Source organism: Collimonas sp. OK412, assembly GCF_900112135.1.
Classification (GTDB): domain Bacteria; phylum Pseudomonadota; class Gammaproteobacteria; order Burkholderiales; family Burkholderiaceae_D; genus Collimonas; species Collimonas rhizosphaerae.
This window is the reverse complement of sequence record NZ_FOLC01000001.1, coordinates 165,237-174,519: the sequence shown is the minus strand read 5'-3', so window position 1 is coordinate 174,519 and position 9,283 is coordinate 165,237. Positions and strand designations below refer to the sequence as shown.

The 9,283-nt window shown below is 62.0% G+C and carries 9 protein-coding genes; 3 read left to right on the top strand and 6 right to left on the bottom strand.

The genetic code is table 11. The features are described 5' to 3' along the window. Window positions 1-310: 310 nt before the first annotated feature. A complete protein-coding gene (tkt, locus tag BM062_RS00735; protein ID WP_092392086.1) occupies window positions 311-2,386 on the top strand; it encodes a transketolase in 2,076 nt (691 codons plus the stop codon). On the opposite strand, the gene BM062_RS00730 is transcribed toward tkt, so the two are convergent. From BM062_RS00730 to BM062_RS00715, 4 genes are read right to left on the bottom strand one after another with little or no spacing between them, the layout of a single operon-like run. Further along, window positions 2,372-3,682: a glucoamylase family protein gene (locus BM062_RS00730; protein WP_092392084.1), complete on the bottom strand. Its 1,311-nt coding sequence runs from the start codon at window positions 3,680-3,682 to the stop codon at window positions 2,372-2,374. The genes tkt and BM062_RS00730 overlap by 15 nt on opposite strands. Continuing rightward, complete coding sequence (gene pgm / locus BM062_RS00725) at window positions 3,679-5,346, bottom strand: phosphoglucomutase (alpha-D-glucose-1,6-bisphosphate-dependent) (RefSeq protein ID WP_092392082.1); 1,668 nt, start codon at window positions 5,344-5,346, stop codon at window positions 3,679-3,681. The genes BM062_RS00730 and pgm overlap by 4 nt, the downstream gene beginning before the upstream one ends. A 46-nt stretch (window positions 5,347-5,392) precedes the next feature. Further along, window positions 5,393-6,427 carry a phosphogluconate dehydrogenase (NAD(+)-dependent, decarboxylating) gene (gene gnd / locus BM062_RS00720; protein ID WP_092392080.1) on the bottom strand — a complete coding sequence of 345 codons (1,035 nt, stop codon included), beginning with the start codon at window positions 6,425-6,427 and terminating at the stop codon, window positions 5,393-5,395. Between the two features lie 56 nt (window positions 6,428-6,483). Beyond that, the gene (locus BM062_RS00715) at window positions 6,484-6,729 is read right to left on the bottom strand and encodes a hypothetical protein (protein WP_092392078.1); all 246 of its coding nucleotides are present in this window, start codon (window positions 6,727-6,729) and stop codon (window positions 6,484-6,486) included. A 327-nt stretch (window positions 6,730-7,056) separates the two neighbouring features. Between BM062_RS00715 and BM062_RS00710 the strand changes: the two genes are divergently transcribed. Next, the gene (locus tag BM062_RS00710; RefSeq protein ID WP_092392076.1) at window positions 7,057-7,209 is read left to right on the top strand and encodes a DUF3309 domain-containing protein; all 153 of its coding nucleotides are present in this window, start codon (window positions 7,057-7,059) and stop codon (window positions 7,207-7,209) included. 96 nt (window positions 7,210-7,305) lie between these two features. On the opposite strand, the gene BM062_RS00705 is transcribed toward BM062_RS00710, so the two are convergent. Next, window positions 7,306-7,608 carry an ElaB/YgaM/YqjD family protein gene (locus BM062_RS00705; RefSeq protein WP_092392074.1) on the bottom strand — a complete coding sequence of 101 codons (303 nt, stop codon included), beginning with the start codon at window positions 7,606-7,608 and terminating at the stop codon, window positions 7,306-7,308. A 32-nt stretch (window positions 7,609-7,640) separates the two neighbouring features. After that, window positions 7,641-7,787, bottom strand: coding sequence for a hypothetical protein (locus tag BM062_RS00700; protein WP_175500834.1), 147 nt, complete (start codon window positions 7,785-7,787; stop codon window positions 7,641-7,643). A 191-nt stretch (window positions 7,788-7,978) separates the two neighbouring features. On the opposite strand from BM062_RS00700, the gene BM062_RS00695 reads away from it, so the two are divergent. After that, window positions 7,979-9,247 carry an NRAMP family divalent metal transporter gene (locus tag BM062_RS00695; RefSeq protein WP_092392072.1) on the top strand — a complete coding sequence of 423 codons (1,269 nt, stop codon included), beginning with the start codon at window positions 7,979-7,981 and terminating at the stop codon, window positions 9,245-9,247. Window positions 9,248-9,283 lie beyond the last annotated feature (36 nt).

Sequence of the window (9,283 nt, the reverse complement as noted above, 5' to 3'; positions counted from 1 at the left end):
GTTACAGTAGTTCCATCTTCCCTGCCCGGCCTCCGAAGCCTGGCGGTTTAAGCTTAGCGATAAGTACGCTGCGCGCTTTGAAGAGGGGACTGCCTGACAAACAGTTTCACTGGAGGACGTGGGTGTAAATATCGGACTACCGGGGCTGGCGGTCGGGAAACATACCAGCACCACCCTGCCCAATTCCTCTGCTATTGTCAGTTACATTAAACCGGTGAAGAACGCCGCAAAGGGTGTTACCTTTCTTTATGCGCGCGCAGTATTCCTTTGCACCATTCCCTTGCAACATTCCCCCTGAAGGAGTTGCCGAATGAGCTCAACGCTTCCCGCTTCCGCACTCGACGATTTATGCATCAACACCTTGCGCTTCCTGTCGGTAGACGCCGTACAGCAAGCCAACAGCGGCCATCCAGGATTGCCGCTGGGCGCAGCGCCGATGGCCTATGTCTTGTGGACGCAGTTCCTCAAGCACCACCCCGCCCACCCGCACTGGTTCGACCGCGACCGTTTCATCCTGTCGGCAGGCCATGGCTCGGCCTTGCTGTACAGCTTGCTGCATCTCAGCGGCTACGACCTGCCGCTAGAGCAAATCAAGCAGTTCCGCCAATGGGGAAGCCGTACGCCAGGCCATCCTGAGCGCGGCCTGACGCCGGGCGTCGAGGTTACCACCGGCCCGCTGGGACAGGGTTTTGCCAACGGCGTCGGCATAGCAATGGCGGAAGCCAACCTGGCCGCACGCTATAACCGCGGCGACCTCGACATCGTCAATCATTTCACCTACGGCATCGTGAGCGACGGCGACCTGATGGAAGGGATTGCCTCGGAAGCCGCTTCGCTGGCCGGCCACCTGCAGCTGGGCAAACTGATTTACCTGTACGACGACAACCGGGTGACGCTGTCCGCCGGCACCGACATTACCTTCAGCGAAGATCGCGCACAGCGCTTCGATGCCTATGGCTGGCATACGCAAACGGTGGAGGACGGCAATAACCTGGCGGCCATAGCGCGGGCGCTGGACGCCGCCCGCGGAGAGACCGGCAGGCCCTCGCTGATACTGGTGCGCACCCATCTCGGCTACGGCTCGCCCAACAAGCAAGACAGCTTCGAAGCCCACGGCTCGCCGCTCGGCGTTGAAGAACTGCGCCTGACCAAACAGAAGCTGGGCTGGCCTGAACAGCCTTCTTTCTATATTCCCGAAGCGGCCGCCGCGCACTTTCTTGAAGGCGGCCGCTCAGGGCAGGAAACCGAAGCAGCCTGGGACCAGAAATTGTCCGCCTACCGGCAACAGTTCCCGCAGCTTGCGCTGGAACTGCAGCAGCTCATGCAGGGCGGCCAGGCTGGCCTGCCGCCAGGCTGGGACGCCGGCATCCCAACGTTTCCGGCAGACGCCAAAGGCATGGCGACGCGGGCCGCGTCAGGCAAGGTCATGAATGCCATCGCCGCGCATCTGCCGGCGCTGATCGGCGGCTCGGCAGACCTTGATCCGTCGACTTACACCGCCTTGAAAGGACTGGGAGATTTCGAGCCCGGCGACATCATTGCCGGCGACCGCCAGGGCTCCGACGGCGGCGGCTGGAGTTACAGCGGCCGCAACCTGCACTTCGGCGTGCGCGAACATGCCATGGGCGCGATCATCAACGGCATGGCGGCGCATGGCGGCACGCTGCCGTTCGGCGCCACCTTCCTGGTGTTTTCCGACTACATGCGGCCCTCGATCCGCCTTGCCGCCCTGATGGGCCTGCAGGTGGTGTATGTTTTTACCCATGACAGCATCGCCCTGGGCGAAGACGGCGCCACCCACCAGCCGGTGGAACAGCTGGCCAGCTTGCGCGCGCTGCCCAACCTGGTGGTGCTGCGTCCCGCCGACGCCAACGAAACGGCAGCGGCCTGGCGGGTAGCGGTGCAGTCGCATCAACGGCCGGTGGCGCTGGTGCTGACACGGCAGAATCTCCCTACCCTGGATCGCACACGATTTGCCGGGGCGGAAGAACTGCAGCGCGGCGCCTACATCCTGGCCGACGCTGCCGGCGGCAAGCCCGACCTGATCCTGATCGCCAGCGGCTCGGAAGTAGCGCTGATCGTGGCAGCGGCCCAGCATATGGCGGCGCAGGACATCCAGGTGCGGATCGTTTCGATGCCGAGCTGGGAGCTGTTCGATGAACAGCCCCAGGCATACCGCGACACGGTGCTGCCGCCCGCGATCGGCGCCAGGCTGGCGGTGGAAGCCGGCGTGGCGCAGGGCTGGCATCGTTATGTCGGCGCGCGCGGCGACGTGCTCGCCGTGGACCGCTTCGGCGCCTCGGCGGCGGGTGAACTGGTGATGCACGAATACGGCTTTACCGTAGCCAGCGTCTGCCAGCGGGCGCTGGCCTTACTGCGCAGCTAACCAGCCGCCGCTGAATCCGGCGCGCCGCAAACCGTTCACGATATAGGGGTTATTGCGCATCAGGCGCCACAGCATGTCGCTGCGGTAGTTCTCTATCATCAGGATGATCGGCCCTTGGTCGATGCCGAAATGCCAGGGCGATATCCAGCCGTAGGGATTGGCGCAATTACACGGATAGCTGGGATTGAAGGTAGCCTTGAAGCCATAGGGATTACCGGTTTTCAGGCCGACCTGGTGCACGAAATAATCGATGGTCGGCAACACGATTTCCGGCGCAAACGGCAGCGAAGCCACCACCACCCACGGGGCAATCGTGCCGTCGTCCGGACCGTGCGGCACGCCGCGCGCCACATAGTCATAGAACTCGCGCTTGGCGCCGTTGACCTCGAGTATCGCTGGTCCGGGGCCGTCGCTGGCGGTGATGCCCCAGCAAAATTCGCCATAACCGGCAAATCCGCCCGGATTGGCGATCGCATATTGCTGCTGCACCAGGGTAGCGCGGCGGCTGTTCTCGAAATAATCGATGCCTTTTGCCCGCATGGCGCCATCCTGGATGCCGCGGAAGTCGACCCAGATATGCGACAGCTGGTGGGTGAACAATGAGCCGGCATAGAAATAATCGATGCCGTAGCTATGCTGCCACCGGTAAGCGGAAGCCCAGTCGCAATAGCTGTCGGCGGGCAGCGGATGCGACGGCGAACCAAGCCCGAGGATATACAGCAGCAGCGCTTCGTCATAACCGTCCCAGCGATTCGGCAAGAAACCCGATTCCGGCTTCCAGCCCATCGACACCGCGCCGCCGCCGGCTAGCGCCCATTGCCAGTCGACGCGCAAATACAGTGCATCGGCCAGGCGCCGGATCTCGCCTTCATCGGCATTCGCCGCGTCGTCAAAATAGCCGCCCGCAGCCAGCGCCCCGGCCAGGAAAAAAGTGGTGTCGATGGTGGACAGTTCGCATTGCCAGGCCCGGCGGCCGGTTTGCATATGCAGGAAGTGATAATAAAAACCCTTGTAGCCGGTCGCATCCGGTTCCGGCCCTTGCGGGCTATCCCAAAAGAAGCGCAAGGTCTGCAGCACCCGCTTGCGCGCTGCCGCCCGGCCGATGAAACCGCGCTCCACCGCTACCGGATAAGCCGCCAGCGCCAGGCCGACGGCGGCAATGCTGGCGGGCCAGCCGGGCGCTGTCTTGTCGACCACCAACCCGTTTTCAGGGTTGGTTTCATGCATGAAATAACTGAATGATTCGCGCTGCAGCAGGTCCAGTTCGGCCGTCTCTGTCAGCGCTTTGCGTATCATGTCACTGCCGTCGGCGATGCTTGCGGGCTGCCTGCCAGGGTCGCATCGACGATCGCCTGCGCCTCTTGCACGATGCGCTGCAGGTGGTCTTCGCCGTGGAAACTCTCGGCGTAGATCTTGTAGATATCTTCCGTGCCGGACGGCCGCGCGGCGAACCAGCCGCCTTCAGTGACCACCTTCAGTCCGCCTATCGAAGCCTGGTTGCCCGGCGCCTTGCTGAGGATGCGCTGGATTTTCTCGCCGGCCAGTTCATCGCACTGCACTTGTTGCGGCGACAAGGCCGACAGCATCTTTTTCTGCGCCGGCGTGGCCTTGGCTTCGACCCGGGTGCTGACCGGATCGCCCAGCTCGGCGGCCAGCTTGCGGTAGATCTCGCCCGGATCCCTGCCGATGCGCGCCGTGATCTCCGCCGCCAGCAGGGCCGGCGCCAGGCCGTCCTTGTCCGTGGTCCAGGCCGAACCATCCAGGCGCAGGAAAGAGGCGCCCGCGCTCTCTTCGCCGCCGAAGCCGAGCGAGCCGTCATTCAAGCCGGCGGCGAACCATTTGAAGCCGGCCGGCACTTCATACAGCTCGCGGCCCAGCCTGGCGCAGACGCGGTCTATGAGCTGGCTGCTGACGATGGTCTTGCCGACCCGCGGCGCCGTGGACCATAGCGGACGATGCTGGAACAGATAGTCGATGGCGACCGCAAGATAGTGGTTGGCCGGCAGCAGGCCGGCGCTTTTGGTGACGATGCCGTGGCGGTCATGGTCGGTATCGCAAGCGCAGGCAATGTCGTAACGATCCCTCATTCCCAGCAGCCGCTGCATCGCGTAAGACGACGACGGATCCATGCGGATGCGGCCGTCCCAATCCACGGTCATGAAACGGAAAGTCGGATCGACTTCGTCGCTGACCACGCTCAGGTTCAGCTTGTAGCGCTCGCCGATCCGTTGCCAGTAATGGACCCCGGCGCCGCCCAGCGGATCGGCGCCGAGATGAATGCCGGCGCTGCGGATCGCGGCCATGTCGATCACCTGGTCGAGCTCGTTGACGTAAGTAGTGAGATAGTCGTAGCGATGGGTGGTGGGCAACTGCAGCGCTTTTGCCACCGGCATTCTTTTGACGCCGCCGCTTTTCAGGAATTCATTGGCGGCCGCCTCGATCCAGCCGGTGACGTCGGTATCGGCCGCGCCGCCGTTGGGCGGGTTGTACTTGAAGCCGCCGTCTTGCGGCGGGTTGTGCGACGGCGTGACCACGACGCCGTCGGCAAAGCCGCTGCTGCGGCCCTTGTTGTAGCGCAGGATGGCGTGCGACACCGCCGGCGTCGGCGTGTATTCGTCGTTCTCCGCCAGCATCACCTCAACACCGTTGGCGGCCAGCACCTCCAGCGCGCTGGCGCCGGCCGGGACCGACAATGCATGGGTATCGATGCCGAGGAACAGCGGGCCGGTGATGCCTTGCTTGCTGCGGTAGGCGCAAATGGCCTGGGTGATGGCCAGCACATGGGCTTCGTTGAAGCTGTTGTCGAACGAAGAACCGCGATGGCCCGAGGTGCCGAACGCCACGCGCTGCTCGGGCACCGTCGGATCGGGAACATTCGTGTAGTAGGCGGTGACCAGTTTCGGTACATCCACCAGCAGCGATAACGGGGCCGGCTTGCCGGCCAGGGGACTTATTTTCATCTTGAATTTCCTGGGCAATGGTAAGTAATCCTGTGCATTGCCGCCATCAATCCTCCCGCTGCTGTTGCTGGGCAGGTTTTTCCAGGTGCCCGCCGAATCCCTGGCGCATCGCCGACAATACCTTGTCGGCGAAATCGCCTTCGCCGCGCGAACTGAAACGCGTGAACAGCGCGGCGCTCAGGATCGGCACAGGCACCGCTTCATCGACAGCGGCATTGATCGTCCAGCGTCCTTCGCCGGAATCGGAGACGCGGCCGGCGTAGTTATCCAGTCCGGGATCCTGCTGCAGCGCGCCGGCGGTAAGGTCGAGCAGCCATGAGCCGATCACGCTGCCGCGCCGCCACAGTTCGGTGATCTCGGGCAGGTCCAGTTCGTACTGGTAGTGCTCCGGATTGCGCAGCGGCGTGGTTTCCGCATCCGCTTCGTGATTGCGCTTGCCGACATTGGCGTTGCGCAGGATGTTCAAGCCCTCGGCGTAAGCGCCCATGATGCCGTATTCGATACCGTTGTGCACCATCTTGACGAAGTGCCCGGCCCCTTGCGGACCGCAATGCAGGTAGCCTTGCTCGGCGCTGCTGCCGGATTGCTTGCGGCCGGGTGTCGGGCTGGCGACGCCGGCGCCGGGCGCCAGCGTGGCGAAGATCGGCGACAGGTGCTGCACCGCTTCCTTGTCGCCGCCTATCATCAGGCAATAACCGCGATCGTAGCCAGCCACGCCGCCGCTGGTGCCGACATCGACGTAATGGATGCCGCGCGCCTTGAGTTCGGCGCCGCGCCGGATATCGTCATGGTAATAAGAATTGCCGCCATCGATCACGATATCGCCGGCCTCCAGCAAAGGCGCCAGCAAGGCCAGGTTTTCGTCGACCACGGCAGCCGGCAGCATCAGCCACACCACGCGCGGCTTGCTCAGCTTGCCGACCAGGTCTTGCAGCGAAGAGGCGCCGGTGGCGCCCGGATGCAGGAGCGCCTGCACCGCATCCTGGTGCAGGTCATACACCACGCATTGATGGTCGCCCTTGGTCAGGCGCCTTACCATGTTGGCGCCCATGCGCCCCAAGCCAATCATCCCTAGCTGCATCGTGCCTCTCCTCGCTGAATAATCTGTATCGCTGAATTTTTCACATCAACCTGTTTTCAGGTTTCTTTTTTCCTGCCTTTTTCTATCATCGAAATGGCGAACACGCGGGCTTCTGCCTCGGCCTCCTGCTCGGTATGGAATACCGTATCGACCGCCACTCGCTGCGACGGGAAGATATCGTTTCTATGCATAGGATTGCAGGACGGACCATAGATCGCCAGGCTGGCGCCCCAGTCTTCGCTGTCGGGCAGCTGGATTCCGGAATATTCGATTTCATATTCACCAATTGTTTCGGTAGGCATTGCAATCTCCGGACGGTATATTAAACGGCTCAAACGGCTGAACAGGCAACCGGGCCGGCATCTGCGGATTTTGTATTTTGGCACAATAAACGCGGCGCTTTCGATCAGACCGCATTTTGGCCGACGCAGCTACTGTCAACGTCTACAGCACGCCTTGGCGGCCGGCAGTCAGGCAATCGTTTTTGTACGCCAGCGCACAGACCTTGTGATCTTTCCGGATTATCTTGGTTCCACTCCTGGCGGGAAATAATTCCGGCGCCAAGTTCCTGTTGCAAGCCGCACGCTCTTGCTTGCCAACCAGTCTGTCAACTTCTTTAGGAGCCAAGCATGAGCACCATCTTACTCGTCATCCTGATCCTCATTGTCATCGGCGCTTTGCCCAGCTGGCCGCACAGCCGCAGCTGGGGCTACGGTCCGAGCGGCATCACCGGCCTGATCGTGGTCATCCTGATCGTCATGCTGTTGACCGGACGCCTTTGAAATAACCTGCTGCAATAAACAAGGCGTGGCGCAATATGCGCCACGCTGTCGTCCCGCGGCAGCGAGACAGCGATCCTGTTTTACGGCGCTGCCGGACTATCTCTTGGTCAGGATCACGCCGACCAGAAATCCCACTCCGGCGGCTGTGGTCAATGCCCCCCAAGGATTATCCTTGACGTAGCTCTCGGCAGAATCCGCCATTTCCCGGCCGGCGACGCGGGCGCTGGCTTGCGCTTCCTGCGCGGTGACCACGGCCTTGTCGAGCAGACGCATGCCGCGATTGCGCATTTCATCCGCTTTGTCGCCGGTCAAGTCAGCCGCTGCCAGGAACAAGGCTTGCGCATCCTTGATCAGTTTTTTCACGTCATCGTTGACGGCCTTCAAATTTGATTCAAGCAAGATAATCTCCTCAAAGTAGCAGTAGTGAAACGTTATCGGCGCGCCACCCGTTCGCCAACCAGGTTGGCCTTGATCATGGCCCTGAAACCATCCGTGGCGTCGTATTCCGCATGGCCGCGCCGCACCAGCGTGTCCGGATTGAAGTCAGGCTTGCCGATGCGTCCAATGCATGTATCCAATGTATGGCGCCGGCCAGAAAAAATCGGTGCGCTGACACACATAGCGCCAGCTTTAGCTTTGATGCAAGAAGTATTTTTTTGCAAGTTCGCCAACACCTTGCCATGGTCTGTGCGCTGGCGCACAGACCATGGCCGGGATTGGACACTAGGCTGTCAGGAAACTGGTTTGCTGACATGGAGACGGTTCTTCAATGACAAATCCGGACGCAAAAAAAACATGGCTGAGCGAACTCGGGCCAGGACTGATCACCGGTGCCGCGGATGACGATCCCAGCGGCATCGCCACTTATTCGCAAGCGGGCGCGCAGTTCGGCCTGAACCTGCTGTGGACACTGTGCCTGACCTATCCGCTGATGGTCGGCATCCAGGTCATCAGCGCCAAGATCGGCCGAGTCAGCGGCCACGGCCTGGCTACCAACATCCGCCGCCATTATCCGCGCTGGCTGCTGTACGGCATCGTCGGCCTGCTGCTGGTCGCCAACACCATCAATATCGCGGCGGACGTCGCCGCCATGGGGGAAGCCCTGAAACTGCTGGCCGGCGGCCCGGCCCACCTGTATGCATTGGGATTCGGCATGCTGTCGCTGCTGCTGCAGATTTTCATTCCCTACGACCGTTATGTACGTATCTTGAAATGGCTGACGCTGGCCTTGCTCGCTTACGTCGGCACGGCATTCGTGGTGCATACGCCCTGGGCTGGCGCCGCCGCCAGAACCATCTGGCCCCAACTGTCCTGGAAGCCGGCCTATATCACCACGATCGTCGCGGTATTCGGCACCACCATCAGCCCTTACCTGTTCTTCTGGCAGGCGTCGCAGGAAGTCGAGGAACAGAAGGCGCAGCCCGGAGCCCGGCCGCTGCGGGACGCGCCGGACCAGGCCCGCGCCAATTTCCGGAGGATCACGGTCGACACCACGATCGGCATGGGCTTTTCCAATATCGTCGCCTACTTCATCATGCTGACCACGGCGGTGACGCTTGGGCTGCACGGCGTTACCGATATCCAGACCTCGGCGCAAGCGGCGTCGGCCTTGCGCCCGATCGCCGGCGAATTCGCCTTCTGGCTGTTCAGCGCCGGCATCATCGGCACCGGCATGCTGGCGGTGCCGGTGCTGGCAGGCTCAGCCGCTTACGCCATGGCGGGCGCTTTCCATTGGAAGAACGGATTGGAGATAAAACCTTTGCTGGCCAAGAAATTCTACGGCATCATCGCCGTCTCGACCGCTATCGGGGTGGTGCTCTGCTTTACTCCCATAGATCCGATCAAGGCCCTGTACTGGAGCGCCGTGATCAACGGCGTCATTTCGGTGCCCATCATGGCTGTCATGATGCTGATGGCGGCCCATCCCAGAATCATGGGGCAGTTCGTGATCGGCGCCAGGCTGAAGATATTGGGCTGGGCCTGCACCGGGGTCATGGCGCTCGCCGTATTGACGATGTTCTGGACCTTGGGGAATTAAACCAGAGGCGCCACAATAAATAAAGCCCTCCCGTTC

What these genes read in the sequence shown, in the direction of transcription:
- BM062_RS00715 (WP_092392078.1), bottom strand. Translation starts at nt 6,729, where the DNA reads ATGCCTACCGAAACAATTGGTGAATATGAAATCGAATATTCCGGAATC.
- gnd (WP_092392080.1), bottom strand. Translation starts at nt 6,427, where the DNA reads ATGCAGCTAGGGATGATTGGCTTGGGGCGCATGGGCGCCAACATGGTA.
- BM062_RS00710 (WP_092392076.1), top strand. Translation starts at nt 7,057, where the DNA reads ATGAGCACCATCTTACTCGTCATCCTGATCCTCATTGTCATCGGCGCT.
- pgm (WP_092392082.1), bottom strand. Translation starts at nt 5,346, where the DNA reads ATGAAAATAAGTCCCCTGGCCGGCAAGCCGGCCCCGTTATCGCTGCTG.
- BM062_RS00730 (WP_092392084.1), bottom strand. Translation starts at nt 3,682, where the DNA reads ATGATACGCAAAGCGCTGACAGAGACGGCCGAACTGGACCTGCTGCAG.
- BM062_RS00695 (WP_092392072.1), top strand. Translation starts at nt 7,979, where the DNA reads ATGACAAATCCGGACGCAAAAAAAACATGGCTGAGCGAACTCGGGCCA.
- tkt (WP_092392086.1), top strand. Translation starts at nt 311, where the DNA reads ATGAGCTCAACGCTTCCCGCTTCCGCACTCGACGATTTATGCATCAAC.